Annotated in this window: 15 protein-coding genes; 9 read left to right on the top strand and 6 right to left on the bottom strand. The window is 70.0% G+C overall.

The genetic code is table 11. The annotated features are described in order from the left end of the window. Positions 1 to 42 precede the first annotated feature (42 nt). The 3 genes from JW792_RS12685 to rplS are packed head-to-tail and all read left to right on the top strand — an operon-like array spanning position 43 to position 1,800. Positions 43 to 648, top strand: a complete 606-nt coding sequence (locus JW792_RS12685) for a hypothetical protein (protein ID WP_135995488.1) — start codon at positions 43 to 45, stop codon at positions 646 to 648. A 40-nt stretch (positions 649 to 688) separates the two neighbouring features. Beyond that, positions 689 to 1,393, top strand: coding sequence for a tRNA (guanosine(37)-N1)-methyltransferase TrmD (trmD, locus tag JW792_RS12680; RefSeq protein WP_135995489.1), 705 nt, complete (start codon positions 689 to 691; stop codon positions 1,391 to 1,393). Beyond that, positions 1,390 to 1,800, top strand: coding sequence for a 50S ribosomal protein L19 (gene rplS / locus JW792_RS12675; RefSeq protein ID WP_135995490.1), 411 nt, complete (start codon positions 1,390 to 1,392; stop codon positions 1,798 to 1,800). The genes trmD and rplS overlap by 4 nt, the downstream gene beginning before the upstream one ends. A gap of 68 nt (positions 1,801 to 1,868) precedes the next feature. Here the strand turns inward: rplS and JW792_RS12670 are convergent, their stop codons facing one another. Further along, positions 1,869 to 2,330 carry a nuclear transport factor 2 family protein gene (locus JW792_RS12670; protein ID WP_135995491.1) on the bottom strand — a complete coding sequence of 154 codons (462 nt, stop codon included), beginning with the start codon at positions 2,328 to 2,330 and terminating at the stop codon, positions 1,869 to 1,871. Positions 2,331 to 2,479: 149 nt separating this feature from the next. Here JW792_RS12670 and JW792_RS12665 point away from each other — a divergent pair, with 149 nt between their 5' ends. Beyond that, entirely contained in the window at positions 2,480 to 3,193 is a 714-nt protein-coding gene (locus JW792_RS12665; protein WP_420871277.1) for an NAD-dependent deacylase, read from the top strand. Beyond that, the gene (locus JW792_RS12660; RefSeq protein WP_135995493.1) at positions 3,190 to 4,806 is read left to right on the top strand and encodes a tetratricopeptide repeat-containing sulfotransferase family protein; all 1,617 of its coding nucleotides are present in this window, start codon (positions 3,190 to 3,192) and stop codon (positions 4,804 to 4,806) included. Before JW792_RS12665 ends, JW792_RS12660 begins: the two co-directional genes overlap by 4 nt. Here JW792_RS12660 and JW792_RS12655 read toward each other — a convergent pair. Both JW792_RS12655 and JW792_RS12650 read right to left on the bottom strand, forming a co-directional pair. Further along, a complete protein-coding gene (locus JW792_RS12655) occupies positions 4,803 to 5,207 on the bottom strand; it encodes a metallopeptidase family protein (RefSeq protein ID WP_135995494.1) in 405 nt (134 codons plus the stop codon). The two genes, JW792_RS12660 and JW792_RS12655, sit on opposite strands and share 4 nt — an antisense overlap. Then, positions 5,208 to 5,573, bottom strand: coding sequence for a VOC family protein (locus tag JW792_RS12650; protein WP_206340794.1), 366 nt, complete (start codon positions 5,571 to 5,573; stop codon positions 5,208 to 5,210). A 142-nt stretch (positions 5,574 to 5,715) separates the two neighbouring features. Here JW792_RS12650 and mmcB point away from each other — a divergent pair, with 142 nt between their 5' ends. Both mmcB and JW792_RS12640 read left to right on the top strand, forming a co-directional pair. Beyond that, a complete protein-coding gene (mmcB, locus tag JW792_RS12645; RefSeq protein WP_135995496.1) occupies positions 5,716 to 6,162 on the top strand; it encodes a DNA repair putative endonuclease MmcB in 447 nt (148 codons plus the stop codon). A gap of 191 nt (positions 6,163 to 6,353) precedes the next feature. Next, entirely contained in the window at positions 6,354 to 8,450 is a 2,097-nt protein-coding gene (locus JW792_RS12640) for a DUF3857 domain-containing protein (RefSeq protein ID WP_135995497.1), read from the top strand. Between the two features lie 3 nt (positions 8,451 to 8,453). Here the strand turns inward: JW792_RS12640 and JW792_RS12635 are convergent, their stop codons facing one another. Continuing rightward, a complete protein-coding gene (locus JW792_RS12635; protein ID WP_135995498.1) occupies positions 8,454 to 9,005 on the bottom strand; it encodes an ActR/PrrA/RegA family redox response regulator transcription factor in 552 nt (183 codons plus the stop codon). Between the two features lie 92 nt (positions 9,006 to 9,097). Then, positions 9,098 to 10,438, bottom strand: a complete 1,341-nt coding sequence (locus JW792_RS12630) for an ActS/PrrB/RegB family redox-sensitive histidine kinase (RefSeq protein ID WP_135995499.1) — start codon at positions 10,436 to 10,438, stop codon at positions 9,098 to 9,100. A 204-nt stretch (positions 10,439 to 10,642) separates the two neighbouring features. On the opposite strand from JW792_RS12630, the gene JW792_RS12625 reads away from it, so the two are divergent. Continuing rightward, positions 10,643 to 11,296, top strand: coding sequence for an SCO family protein (locus JW792_RS12625; protein ID WP_135995500.1), 654 nt, complete (start codon positions 10,643 to 10,645; stop codon positions 11,294 to 11,296). Between the two features lie 58 nt (positions 11,297 to 11,354). Continuing rightward, positions 11,355 to 12,632: a polyhydroxyalkanoate depolymerase gene (locus tag JW792_RS12620; protein ID WP_135995501.1), complete on the top strand. Its 1,278-nt coding sequence runs from the start codon at positions 11,355 to 11,357 to the stop codon at positions 12,630 to 12,632. 185 nt (positions 12,633 to 12,817) lie between these two features. Here JW792_RS12620 and JW792_RS12615 read toward each other — a convergent pair whose 3' ends face one another. Further along, positions 12,818 to 14,425 carry a hypothetical protein gene (locus JW792_RS12615; protein WP_135995502.1) on the bottom strand — a complete coding sequence of 536 codons (1,608 nt, stop codon included), beginning with the start codon at positions 14,423 to 14,425 and terminating at the stop codon, positions 12,818 to 12,820. Positions 14,426 to 14,569 lie beyond the last annotated feature (144 nt).

The raw sequence follows: 14,569 nt of genomic DNA, 5'->3' as shown, positions 1-14,569 counted from the left end.
CGCCGGGCCTGCCCGTGCTCAATGCCACAAGGAGATCTTGCCATGCTCGCCGCGATCCTATCCCTGCTCCAGGGCGCAAGCGCCGGCCTCTCGTGCGAGGTGATCTATCACGCGCCGGAGCGGGGCGAAGTGCGCGTGTCGCTGGATTGCCCGTCGCCCCCGGAAGGGTATCCCGCCGTCCAGCCGATCGCCGACGCGCTGGTTCGATCGGTGCGGCTTCCCGAGCTAAACACCCACCCCGAGCAGATTTATGAAGAGAGTTTCGAGGATGCCGAGGTCCGCTTCGTATTCGACGAGGCGGCCGGCGCCTGGCGCAGCGAGGCCGTCATCCTCTACGCTCCGCTCTCCATGTCGCGTGAAAGCGAGATATGGGGCGTGAGCGCCAATTGCTACGTGGCGGGCGTGATCCAGCCGGGCGGCGAGCTTGGCCGCACCGTTGCCGCGTGCGAATTGCCCGAAGAGGCGAGCCGGTCGACCCGGCGCGCCTACGAGCGGGCGATCGGCGAGACCGCCGAGCGCATCCGCGGCATTCCCGGAACGCGTCCCTCCTGCGTCGGCGTGCCCTACAGCCACCTCGCGGGCGCAGACGCGCCGCGGGCGCCCGGCTGGGAGGAGGTCTGCGAAAGGGTCGCGAGCCAGGCGGGTTGACTCTTGCCACCCCGCCCCGCCTCCCCCATACACCGCCGCCATGAGCTTCACCGCCACATGCCTGACCCTGTATCCGGAGGCGTTTCCCGGGGCGCTCGGGGTTTCACTGCTCGAAACCGCGCGCAGGAACGGTATTTGGGCGCTGGAGACTGTGGACATCCGGTCGTTTTCCCGTCATAAGCACGCCTCCGTTGACGACACGCCTGCCGGCGGCGGCCCAGGAATGGTGCTGCGCCCGGACGTGGCGGCAGCGGCGATCGACAGCGTGGCCCTGGAGGGCCGGCCGTTGATCTACATGACACCGCGCGGAAAACCGCTGACCCAGGCCCTCGTGAGGCAGTGGTCGGCGGGTCCGGGCGTTGTCGTGTTCTGCGGACGCTTCGAGGGACTCGACGAGCGGGTCATCGAGGCGCGGCAGATGGAAGAGGTGAGTGTCGGCGATGCCGTGCTCGCCGGCGGTGAAATCCCCGCGCAGTACCTCATCGAGGCCTGCGTGCGGCTGATCCCCGGCGTGCTCGGCAAGACCGCCTCCACCGAGGACGAGAGTTTCGAGGGCGATCTTCTCGAATACCCCCAATACACCCGCCCGCGGGTGTGGGAGGACCGGGAAATCCCCGAAGTGCTGCTGTCGGGCGATCATGGACGGATCGCGCGCTGGCGGCGCGAGCAGGCCGAAGAGACAACACGAAGGCGCCGGCCCGATCTCTTTGCGAGATATCAGCGGCGCGATGGAGAAGAGCGATGAACCTGATCCAGCAGCTCGAGCAGGAAGAAGCCGGCCGCGTGCGCGGCGACAAGCAGATTCCGGAATTTTCCGCCGGCGACACCCTGTCGGTGAACGTCTGGATCCGCGAGGGCGAGCGCCAGCGCGTGCAGCGCTTCGACGGCGTGTGCATCGCCAAGACCGGCTCCGGCCTCAATCAGAACTTCACGGTGCGCAAGATCAGCTTCGGCGAAGGCGTGGAGCGCGTGTTCCAGCTCTATTCCCCGCTGATCGAGTCCATCGAGATCAAGAAGAAGGGCCATGTGCGCCGCGCCAAGCTGTATTACCTGCGCCAGCGCCGCGGCAAGTCGGCCCGTATCGCCGAGCGGACCTCCGGTCACGGCATCGAGGAACGCGCGCCGAAGTTCAAGCCCGAAGACGTCAAGTAGGGCCCTTCGCTCCGACCGCATCGCAAAGCGCCCGCCGGATCTCCGGCGGGCGTTCTCGTCTTGCGCGGTCAGTCGGCCTGTTCGGCCTCGGCGAGCTGCAGCGTGTCGACATATTGCTGGAAGGCCACGGCCTGGCCGTCCTGCACGGTCCAGACATGGACGACCTGGGCATCGATCGGCTCGCCGGTTGCGCGGTAGGTGCCGCTATAGCGGCCGAGCATGACGACCCGGTTGCCTTCGGAGATCATCTCCTGCGGCGTGACGGTGAAGTTCTCCCAGTCCGCGCCGACCCGGCCGATCACGCCGTCCACGACGGCCTGGGGCCCCTCGTAGGGATTGTTGTCGGCATAGGTGTTGTTCTCCGCCTCCATCCAGACGATCTCGGGATGCAGCGCGGCGGCGAAGGCGTCGATGTCGCCGGCGGCGAAGGCGTCGTAGATGCCCTGCACGACATGCTCGGGCGAAGGGTCCTGCGCGGCGGCCTGGCCTGCGAACAGGCCGGCGGCGGCGGCGATGATGATGCGTTTCATGTCTGTGTCCTCCCAACGGGAGCGAACGCTACCCCGGCATGCCGGTTTCCCGAAGCGAAATCGAGGGGAGCCGAGCCGCTTTCAGGGACTTGCGCGAGCCCGGCCCGTGCAGGAGGCTCGGCCCCGTGCAAGGAGGAAGGGTGCAGCGCGTGACCACCAATCTCGTCATCCTCACCGGCGCCGGGGTCTCCGCCGAATCCGGGCTCGGCACGTTCCGCGACACCGGCGGCATCTGGTCGAAATTCGATCCGATGAAGCTCGCCACGCCGGAGGGCTTCGCCGCCGACCCCGAGGCCGTGCACGCCTTCTACAACGCCCGCCGTGACAATCTCCTCGCCGCGACCCCCAACCCGGCCCACCACGCGCTCGCCGAGCTCGAGCGCGCCTGGCGCGAGGAGCGCCGCGGCGATTTCCTGCTCGTCACCCAGAATATCGACAATCTGCACGAACAGGCCGGGTCCGAAGCCCTGCTGCACATGCACGGCGAGCTGCTGAAGAGCCGCTGCGAGAGGTGCGGACATCTGTTCGAGCACACCGACGCGCTGTCCCTCGAACGCGTGTGCGAGGGCTGCGGCAAGGCGGGCGGGCTTCGTCCCCACGTCGTCTGGTTCGGCGAGATGCCGCTCGGGCTCGACCGGATCTACGAGGCCCTCGCGCGCTGCGATCTCTTCGTGGCGGTGGGCACGTCCGGCACGGTCTACCCGGCCGCGGGCTTCGTGCAGGAGGCCCTCTCGGCCGGCGCGCACACGGTGGAGCTTTCCCTAGAACCCGGCGAGGTCAGCGCCCTGTTCGCCGAGCGTCATCACGGGCCGGCAAGCCGCGTGGTGCCCGAGTGGGCGCGACGCGCGGGCGGGCGCGCATGAGCGCGCCGATCGGCGAGGCCGAAGCCGCCTCCCGCCTGCAGGCGGGCGAAGCCGCCCTCGCCGCGGGCCGGGCGCCGGAGGCCGAGCAGATCGCCCGCGCGGTCCTCGCCGCGCGAAGGCGCGATGCGGGCGCGCACTACCTGCTCGGCCGGGCGCTCGCCGCCCTGGGCCGGTTCGCGGACGCGGAAACCGCTTTCAGGGCGCTCGACCGGCTCCGGCCGGGGGTCGCGGAGGTGGCCACGCAGCTCGCCCTGTGCGCGCTGCAGGCCGGGGACGGCGCCCGCGCCGTGCGCCTCCTGCGGGCTGCGGCGAGGAAGCATCCGGGCGATTTCAACATCGCCTACAATCTCGCCGGCCTCCTGCACGACGAGGGCGAGCTCGACGCCGCGATCGAGGCCTATGAGCGCGCCCTCGCGATCGATCCCGCCCATCTCTTTGCGCGGCGCGGGCTCGCCTTCACCCTGAGCGAACGCGGAAACGACGTGCGCGCCGGCGAGATCGCCGATGGGGTGCTGGGCGACGCGCCCCACGATCCGGTGGCGATCGCCGTGCGGGCGGCCTGCGCCCTGCGGGCCGGCAAGCCGGACGAGGCCCGCGCCCTGGTCGAGCGGCATTTCCGGCGCGAGGCCTCCGATCCGGTCAACACCGCCCTCGTGCTGGGGCGCTATGGCGAGGCGCTCGACCGGCTCGGCGAGCCGCAGCGCGCCTTTGCGGCCTGGCAGGCGGGAAACGGCGAGATGCGCGCGGCCTTCGCCGCCCGCCACGAGGCCTCGGCCGGCGCCTATTCCCTCGCCGAGGCGCAGCGCCTGCGCAGCGTCTTCGCCGGGCGGCCCGGGGGCGCGGCCGCCGAGCCCCGGGGGCCCGCCCCGGTCTTCCTCGTCGGCTTCCAGCGTGCCGGCACGACGCTGATCGAGCAGATCCTCGCCGCCCACCCGGCTGTCCAGACGACGGGCGAGGACGATTCCATCGCCCCGCTGCGCGAGGCCGCCGGGTCCGGCGAAGACAGCCTGCGCGCCCTGCTCGCCGCCGATCCCGCGCGCCTGACGGGGCTGAGGCGCAAGTACTGGAAGGCGGCCCGGCCCGAAGGTCCCCCCGGTGACGGACGCGTCTTCATCGACAAGCTGCCCCTGAACATGATCTGGCTCGGCGTCATCGGCCGGGTCTTCCCCGACGCCAGGATCCTCCTGGCCGTGCGCGATCCGCGCGACGTGGTGCTGTCGGCCTTCCAGCAGCGCTTCGCGATGACCGACGCCAACTACCGCCTGCTCGACTGGCAGGAGACCGCGCGCTTCTACGACGCGGTGATGGGCGCGGGCATGGCCGGGCTTGCCGCCTCGCCGGGGCCCGAGGTGTACGAGGCGCGCTACGAGGCCATCGTCGCCGACTGGCGCGGTGAGGCGCGCCGCATGCTCGACTTCCTGGGCCTGCCCTGGGACGAGGCGGTCCTGGACTATCGCGAGCAGGCGAAGGCCCGCGCGATCACGACGCCGAGCGCCGACCAGGTGCGCCGGCCGGTCTATACCGACGCGCTCGGCCGCTGGAAGCGGTATGAGTTCGCCTATGGCCCGGTGATGGTGGACCTGGCGGCCTGGGTGGAGCGGTTCGGCTACTAGCCCGCCTCGTCCTCGATGGCGTGCATGTCCTCGTCGGACAGGCCGAAATGATGGCCGATCTCGTGCACCAGAACGTGGGTGACCAGCTCCTTCAGCGAGACGTCGCCGCGCTCGCACCATTCCAGGAGGATCGGCAGGCGATAGAGGAAGACATAATCCGGCCCGTTCATGTCCATGTGGGATTTCTGGGTGAGGTCGACGCCGTGATAGAGGCCGGTCAGCTCGTAGGGGCTCTCCATGCCGAAATGGGAGAGCGTCTCCTCGTCGGCGAAGTCCACCACCTGGATCACGACATTGCCGCACATGTCCCGGAACGCCTGGGGCAGCTCGGCCCAGGCCTGTTCGGCGACGGCGAGCACGTCCTCCTGGGACGGGGAGAGAAGATCGGGATTGCAGGCCATTCAGCCTCCGGTTCCGTAGGCGGTGATCTCGATGCGAAGCCCGTCGGGATCGGGCAGGAACAGCGCCCGGTCGCCGCCGAAGCGCTGGATCTCCGGCACCTCGAAGCCAAGCGTTCTCATGGCCCCGGCGATGCGTTCGACCGTCTCGAGGTCGGGCGCGGTGAAGCCGATATGGTTCAGCCCCGGCGCGTACCGGCCATAGCTGCGCGTCTCGTCGCCGGCCTGCTTGAGGTCGATGGCCGGAGCGGACCGGCTGACGAAGACGTGCTCGCGCGTCTTGTGATAGCCGAGCATCGGCAGCAGCGCCTCGTAGAAGGCAAGGCTCGCCTCCAGCCGGCCGGCCATCAGCACCAAGTGGTCCATCATCATCGCGCTTCGCTCTCCGGGCCGGACATCTCCAGGGCTTCCGCAGGTAGGCCGCGCCCCGCCGCCGCGCAATAGCCCGGGGGAGCGGGACGGACTCACCGGCCCGCTTGCGCCCGGAACAAAGTTCGAACAGGATAAGGGCATGGGACCGACGAGCCTTGCCTCCGCCGCCAATCCGGCGATCGACGATGCCCACGCGCTGATGCGCGGGGCGGCGCGCCTGCTGTTCGATCTCGGGGTCAACGCCATCCCGGAATTCACCCTGCCGTGCGGCCGGCGCGCCGACCTCGCCGGGCTTGGGCCGAAGGGGGAAATCCTCATCGTCGAGGTGAAGTCCGGCATCGCCGATTTCCGTGCCGACCGCAAATGGCCGGACTATTTCGACTGGTGCGACCGGTTCTTCTTCGCCGTCTCCGACCGTTTCCCGCACGAGGTGCTGCCCGGGCAGACCGGCCTCATCGTGGCCGACGCCTTCGGCGCGGGCATCGTGCGCGAAAGCCCGGTCCAGCCGCTCGCCCCGGCCCGGCGCAAGGCGCTGACGCTGCGGTTCGGCCGTCACGCGGCGGAAAGGCTGATGCGCTCGCTCTGACCGCGTGCAGGCGCGTGCGGCAGAGGAAGGCTTGCGGCGGAGGGCGTTTGCCCCATCCGGAGCGCTCACGGCGGATGCGCCTGTCGGGGGCGAGGACGGACCGGCGCCGGAATAATCCTCATTTCCGCCTTGCCATTTAGGGTTAACGTGGGTGATCCTGCCTCGGGGGAATAGTTAACGAGGGGATCATCGTGCTCCTGCTTCGGCCCGTCTTCGCCGGCTGTCTGGCCTTCGCCGCGGCGCTCGCCGCGCTTACCGCCCCGTCCTGGCTGGAGCGCTCCGCGCTGGCCAGTTCCGGCGCGCTCGTCACCGACCGGCTGCTGTTTTCCGATGACGGGATCGAGATCTATGCTGGGCCGGTGCCGGCCTGGGTCGACGCGTTCGAGCTGCCCGCCCCCGATGCGGTGACGACCCCGCTGCAGAACGGGCTGCGCCTCGTCGGCGTGGACGAGTTCGCCAGCGCCATGGCCGACCCTCCCGTGCATTACGCCCACCAGGTCGTGGACGTGGTCACCGCAGCGGGCGTGCAGCCCGCCTCGCTGTTCGCGGTCCAGCTCAACCCGGCCCACGACACGCTGGTGCTGCACTCGGTCCTCACCGGCCCGGCAGATGCGCCGCGCGAGCGGCTCGACGACGTCGTCATCTCGATCGTGGATTCGGAGAATCTGAACGCGCTTCCGGCCTTCACCGGACAGGTCAGCGTCATCGTGCGCATCCCGGGCGTGCGCCCGGGCGACCGCGTGGAGGTGCGCTACGCCATCGCCGGCCAGCCCGCGCTGATCGATCACGGCCGCAGCCTCATGTTCGACAGCCCGGTGGCCGAACTCGCCAGGCTGCGCGTGCGCGCCCGCGCGCCTCTGGACGCGGCCCAGTCGGCCTTCGGCGCGTATGCCGACCCTGACCGGATGCGCCGGCGCGAGGTCGAGACGACGGTCTATCACGACGGACCCTACGCGCCCGCCGCGGTCGATCCCCTGATCCCGGCCTGGCACTTTCCCTATACCAGCGCGGTGCTCTCCACCACGCCGGCCTGGGCCGACATCGCCGCCTGGGCCGCGCCCTTCTACGAGCCCGTGGTGAGCGAGGCGGTCGCGGCGATCGCGGCCGACATCCGAGCCGCCCATCCCGCGCGCGACGCGCAGATCGCCGAGGCGCTGCGCTATGTCCAGCGCGAGATCCGCTATTTCGCCCTGCTGCTGGGCGATGGCGGTTACCAGCCGCTGCATCCCGACGAGACGCTGCGGCTCATGGAGGGCGACTGCAAGGCGAAGTCGCTCCTGCTGATCTCCCTGCTCGCCGCGCTCGGCGTCGAGGCGGACGCGGTGATGGTCAATCCGATGATCGGACGCGGGCTGGAGCGCCTGCCGCCGACGGTCTACGCCTTCAACCATGTCATCGTGACCCTGGAGCATGACGGGCGGCGCTACTGGTTCGATCCGACCGCGTTCGAGCAGTTCGGCCGTCTCGACACCCTGTCCCAGCCCGATTACGGCAAGGCGCTCATCGCCGGGCCGGCGCGCTCTCTGGTGGACATGGCGGTGGAGTACGAGGCCCCGCTGATGCGCGTCGCCGAAAGCTACGTGCTGTCGGGTACGCAGGCCGGCGACCGCGCCGGGGCCGAGCTCTCGCTCACCTTCCACGACATCTGGGCCGACAATGCGCGATACGCCGTCGCCAATCTCGGCAGGGAGGCCTTCGTCGCGGCGATGGAGGAGGGCTTCGCCTCCAAATTCGCCGCCTACGAGGCCCGCAGCGAGCCGCGCATCGTCGACGACCGCGAGGCCAACAGCTGGACGCTGGTCTTCGACTGGTCCGTGCTGCCGATGAACATGACCGGCGAGAAGCGCGGCACCGCCCAGCCGCTCTTCGCCCAGGTGGAGACGCTGCCCCCCGTTCCCCAGGTCGCCGCCGAGCGCGACAGCGCGGTGATCGCGATCTATCCCCACTCGGTGGAGCATACGCTGAGCATTGCCCTGCCCGAGGGCCACGATGTCTGGCCCGCCGTCACGCCGCTCGACGAGGCACGCGAGAACGCGGCCTTCCGCTACTCGATCGTGCGCAGCCAGAGCGGGAACGAGGTCCACTCGCGCGCCCGGCTGGAGATGCGGAGCCCGGAAGTCGGCCCCGGCGAGATTGCCGCCGTCAACGCCGACCTCGCCTTCGTGCAGCAGGCGCTGCCGATCGTGCTCGGCCTGCCCACCCCGGTCGCCGGCACGGTGCACATGGCCATGCACGCGCGCGCCGAACCCTGGAACGAGGCGTTCGGCGAGGTGCTGGCGCTGCGCTAGGCGCTAGCGCGGCGCGCGCTTGGCGAGGATGCGCTGCAGGGTGCGCCGGTGCATGTTGAGGCGCCGGGCGGTTTCCGAGACATTGTGGTCGCACAGCTCGAAGACGCGCTGGATGTGCTCCCAGCGCACCCGGTCCGCGCTCATCGGGTTTTCCGGCGGGGCGGGCTTCTCGTCGGGGCTGGCGAGCAGGGCCTTGACCACGTCGTCGGCATCGGCGGGCTTGGAGAGATAGTCGATCGCGCCGGACTTCACCGCGGCGACGGCGGTGGCGATATTGCCGTAGCCGGTCAGCATCACGGCGCGGCAGTCGGCACGGGTCTCGTGCAGCGCCTTGACGACCTGCAGCCCGTCCCCGTCCTCCAGGCGCAGATCCACGACGGCGAAGGCGGGCGGGGTCTCGCGCGCGATCTTCAGGGCCTCGGCGACGCTTGCCGCCTCCACGACCTCGAAGCCGCGCCGCTCCATCGCGCGGGCCAGCCGCGTGCGGAAGGGCGTGTCGTCGTCACAGATGAGGAGGCTCTTGTCCTCGGGCAGGTCGAGTTCGGTCTCGCTCATCGGCCACTCCTTCCGTCTTCGCGCCGTCCGGCATTCGGGAAGGGATATAGCCTTTTGTGCCGCCGCCTCAAACCTTTCGAGCGCTGCCGGTCTCAGGCGGTCGCCACCGCCTCCTCCTCGCGCGCGGCGAGCGCCGCGCGCGGCCAGGTCAGCGTCACGCGCGCGCCGCCGCGCGGCGAGGCGTTGGAGAAGTCGACCCGCCCGCCGATGCGCTCGGTCAGGGTGATGGCGATGAACACGCCGAGCCCCAGCCCGCCGCTGCCTTCCCGCCCCCGGCGCGTGGTGACATAGGGCTCGCCGAGCTTGGCGAGCACGTCGGGCGGGAAGCCCGGCCCGTCATCCTCGATCTCCACCGTGATGCGCTCGCCGTTCCAGCGCCCCGTGATGTCGACGCGCGAGGCGGCGTAGTCGACCGCGTTCTCCACGAAATTGCCGAGCGCGTACAGCAACTCGGCGCGCCGCTGCAGCACGGGCGGTTCGGGATCGCCTTCCAGCGCATTGAGATGGATGCCGATCTCCGCGCCGAGCCCCTTCAGCGGCGCGGCCGCCTCTTCCAGCGCGGCGCGCAGGGTGAGCCGGTCGTGCATCCGGTCGCTGGCTTCCTGGGTGCGCGACAGGCGCTTGAGGATGTCGCGGCAGCGCTCGGCCTGGGAGACGAGCAGGGCGGCATCCTCCTTCACCGTCTCGTTCTCGGCGAATTTCAGCATCTCCTTGGCGGTCAGCTGGATCGTGGCGAGCGGGGTGCCGAGCTCGTGCGCGGCCGCGGCCGACAGCGCCCCCAGCGCGGACAGGCGCTGCTCGCGCGCCAGCACGAACTGCGTCGCGGTCAGCGCCGTGCTCATGCGCTTGGCCTCGCGCCCCACGCGCCAGGCGTAGACCGCGGTGAAGGCGATCGTGATGGCGAGCGCGAGCCACATGCCGATCTGGTAGGTCGCGGGAAGGATCGCCTCGCGCGGGCCGCGCCAGGGCAGCGGGAAGTGCCAGAGCGAGATGGCGAGCGAGCCGGCGATGGCGAGCGCGGCGAGCGCCACCCACCAGCGCGCGGGCAGGCAGGCCACCGCGATCACCACCGGGGCGATCATGATGATCGCGAACGGGTTGGTCAGCCCGCCGGTCAGCGCCAGCAGGACCATCAGCTGCACCAGGTCGTAGCCGAGCTGGGCCGCCGCCTCGGGATCGCGCGCGAAGCGGGCCAGCGGCAGGGCCAGGGAGAGCCAGACATTGAGCAGCGCGCTCGCCGCGATGACCGCGAGGCAGGCGATCAGCGGCAGCTCGAAGCCGAGCGCGAAATGCACCCCGAGCACGGTCGCCGTCTGCCCGCCCACGGCGAGCCAGCGCAGCAGCACCAGCGTGCGCAGCCTGATCCGCCCGAAGATCGGGTTCAGCCGGTCCTGCTCGGCAAGGTCCTCCCATTCCGGTTCGCCGTCCTGCATCGCACACTCCTTCATCTGCCGCCGGCGACAGGGGACGGCCCCGGGCCCGCCGCGTCAACGGGGCCGAACGCCGCGCCCCGCGCCGTGTGCAGGCGCGCAACTCCACGACAGGGTGGACAAGACGGGCTGGTGCACTGCAGCATGAGCATTCGCGGGGCTGCGGCCCTATATAGGTCGATGCCGCGCCGACGAACGAGGACTTGCATGAACCTGAAAGATCGCCCGGTCTGGCTTCTGCCCGCGATCGCGAGCCTGGCCGCGCTTGTCGCGGTGTTCGCCCTGCTGCTCGCTCGCGGCGCGGTGGAGCGCGAGGGCGCCGCGCCGATGGTGCGCACCTCCGGCGAGGCGCAGATCGGCGGGCCCTTCACCCTCGTCGACCATACCGGAAGGACGGTGACCGAGGCCGATTTCGCCGGCCGGCCCATGCTGATCTATTTCGGCTTCACCTACTGCCCCGATGTCTGCCCCTTCTCGCTGCAGGTGCTCGCCGACGCGCTCTCGCGCCTGCCCGAGGACCGGCGCGCCGTCTTCCAGCCCCTCCTCATCAGCGTCGATCCCGAGCGCGACACGCCGCAGGTGCTCGCGCAGTACGTGGACTCGCCCGCCTTTCCGGCCAATCTCACCGGCCTGACGGGGAGCCCGGAGCAGATCCGCGCCGCCGCCGAGGCCTACAGGGTGTATTACGCGCGCGTCGAGGATCCGGACAGCGCGGCGGGCTACACCATGGACCATGCCAGCCTCATCTACCTGATGGACGGCGAGGGCGAATTCGTCGACGTCTTCCCCCATCACGCCACGCCCGGGGAGATCGCGGCGCGGCTGCAAGACTTTCTAGAGGAAAGCCGGCGATCCTCGTGACCTGTCCTGCCGGGCCGCGCGCCGCGCGCGCCCGCCAACGGGAGTAGTTTTACCCGCGATGCTGTATTCCTTCCTCGAAATGGGACGTGCCGCGATGATGCCCTGGCGGGCTGCGGCGAACGCCACGCGCCAGGCCCTGCGCAACCCGCTCAATCCGATGGCCGACACGCTGGCGGGCCGGGCCATGGCCGCCTCCGCCGACGTGTTCGAGAGCCTGACGCGCTATTACGGCAAGCCGGACTGGGGCTTCGAGACGGTCGAGGTGGGAGGCGAGGCCGTCCCGCTCGCCATCGAGACGGTGTGGTCGAAACCCTTCTGCGATCTCATCCATTTCCGGCGCGACCGCGAGGCGCTCGCCGCGGCGCGCAAGACCTCGTCCGGACAAGGCGATCCGAAGGTCCTCTTCGTCGCGCCGATGTCCGGACATTATGCGACCCTGCTGCGCGGCACGGTCGAGACCTTCCTGCCCGACTGCGAGGTCTACGTCACCGACTGGGCCGATGCGCGCCGCGTGCCGGTGATCGAGGGCCGCTTCGATCTCGACGACTTCGTCCAGTACGTGCGCGAGATGATCGCCGCGATCGGGCCGGACGTGCATGTCGTCGCGGTCTGCCAGCCCGGCCCGCCCACGCTCGCGGCGGTCTCGCTCATGGCCGAGGACGGCGACGAGAACCGGCCGCTGTCCATGACCTTCATGGGCTCGCCGATCGATGCGCGCAAATCGCCGACCGTTCCCAACAAGCTCGCCGAGGAGCGGCCCTATTCCTGGTTCCGCGACCAGCTCATCCACACCGTACCGGCGGTCTATCCCGGCGCGCTGAGGCGGGTCTATCCCGGCTTCATGCAGCTGACCGGCTTCATCAACATGAACTGGGACCGCCATGTCGACGCGCACTGGCGCTTCTTCCAGCACCTGGTCGAGGGCGACGGCGACAGCGCCGACCGCCACCGCGCCTTCTACGACGAATATCTCTCGGTGATGGACCTGACCGAGGAATTCTACCTGCAGACCATTTCCGACGTGTTCCAGCAGCACAAGCTGCCCAACGGCACCATGACGGTGAAGGGGCGCCCGGTGCGTCCCGCCGCCATCGCCGACGTCGCCCTGCTCACGGTGGAAGGCGAGAACGACGACATTTCCGGCATCGGCCAGACCCAGGCCGCCCACACGCTGTGCACCGGCCTCTCCGATGCGCTGCGCCAGGACCACATCCAGCCCGGCGTCGGCCATTACGGCGTCTTCAACGGCCGCCGCTTCCGCGAGGAGATCGCGCCGATGATGAAGGCCTTCATGAAGCGCCACGCCACCCGGAAGACGGGCAAGCGGGCGGCCTGAGAGCCGCCGTGCAGTCCTGAAGTTCGCCCTCCGGGGCCGTCATCCCGGGCGCGCGGGGCGCGCCCCGCGATGACCGCTGCGCGGTTTGGGGGGTGACGGGGAAGGCAGGAGACTCCGTGGAACGCCAGGCGATTTTCCCCTCCTCCCCCGCGATGGAGGATATCTCCGGCCGAACCGGGCGGGGATCACTCCCCGCCGGCTTCGCCGCCCTCGTGGGCCACGGTGAGGCCGATCTGGCCGGGATCGAAATTGCCGGCCTGGGCGGCGTCGATCACCGCGCCGAGCGAGACCGGCTCCTCGGGATCGGCGGAGATGACGAGCGTGCCGCCCTGCTGGACGAAGCTCATCAGGGACTGCGACAGGGAGCTGACCAGCGGCCGGGGCACTTCGGGCGGGGCCATCATCACGCCCATGCCGATGAGGCCGACGAGCTGGCTGCGCACATCCTCCGGCGTCACGCCCTGCTGGGCGGCGGCCGCATCGATGCCGCGCTGCAGGATCGAGCGGTCCTCGATCGCGACGGTCATCGAGTGCAGCATCAGCGGATCGTAGAGATCGAGCATCATCGCGTTGATTTGCGGATCGAGCGCGCCGAGTTCGCCGGCAGTCTCGGCCTGCGCGAACAGCTCGCCCATGACCTGCGAATAGCGCTCGAGATATTCGTTGAAGCCGCCGATGTCCTGCGTGATCGAGATGCGCAGACCGTCCTCGAGCTCGACATAGTTGTCGCCGCGCGTCGTCACCCGGCCGGTCTCCTGATCGTAGACCGACTCCCCGCGCATGGAGAGGTCGAAGCTCTCATAGCCGAGCATCTCCAGCGCCTGCGCGATCTGGGCGCCGCCTTGCGTGCCCGGCTCGCCGGTGATGGTCAGGGACGGCATGGCGCTCGTCATCACCACCTCCTGTCCGCGCTCGCGGACCTGGGAGGTCATCTCGGGCATCGCGATGCGCACCCCGGCGGCGTTCACGTCGAGATCGCGCAGGGCGAAATTGTCGTAGAGATTGGTCGGCATCATCCAGTTCGACATGGCCTCCATGGCGGCCTGGGGGTCGCCCTCGGCGTCGGCCATGGACTTGAACAGCGCCCCGTCGAGCCCCTCCACGCGAAACTCGCCGAGCCCGAGATGGACCGGTGCGCCGGTCTCGTCCTCGGCCGACATCGAGAAGCCGCTCATCACCATGGCGCCCAGCGTCTCGCCGTCGAACGCCTCGAAGGTGAAGCCGGTGATCGAGAGCGATTCGAGCTCCTCGGTGGCGCTCATCTCGACGCCCTCGACCCCGACGCCCTCGAAGGTGAAGCGTGTCATGTCATCGACATTCACCTCGTAGGCCTCGTCCGCGGCACGCCCGGAGAGCATGTCGGCGATCGCCGCGGCGAGGCCGGGGCCGGGATAGTCGACGAAGGCGCGCGCCACGCGCACCTCTTCCTCGCCCTCGCCGGCCACAAGGCCCAGCGCCTCGAGGCGGTCGAACTCGACCGTGCCGGCCTCGTTCACCCGCGGCGCGGCGAGCACGAGCTGCTCGATCGTGAAGCCCTCCCCGCCGCCTTCGGGCGTGAAGGCGAGTTCGGAGAAGGTGAAGACGCCGTCCTCGAAGCGGCGGTCCTGCCAGCTGAGCTGCGGCGTCTGCTCCAGGTTGAGCGCGGCAAGGCCCGCCTCGCCCTCTTCCTGCGTGATCTCGGTGGCCGCCGGACGGTCGCGGCCGGCTCCCGCGTCCTCGTCCCCGCAAGCGGACAGGCCGAGGGCGAGGGCGAGCGCGAGCGCGCTGGAGGAGGCGAGGGCTGAGAATTTCATGAGGTGTCCCCGATAGACTGCTTTGGCCGGGCGGCGCCGGCACGGCGCCACCCTCTGTGCGGGAGACCATAAAGCCAAATCGGGCGATTTTGCGAGCCCCGCACGGGTCAAGGACTTGAATTTTTTGCAACCGCGCTGCGGCGG

It is taken from the genome of Marinicauda algicola (genome assembly GCF_017161425.1).
Lineage (GTDB): Bacteria > Pseudomonadota > Alphaproteobacteria > Caulobacterales > Maricaulaceae > Marinicauda > Marinicauda algicola.
This window is presented reverse-complemented; position numbering and strand designations above follow the sequence as displayed.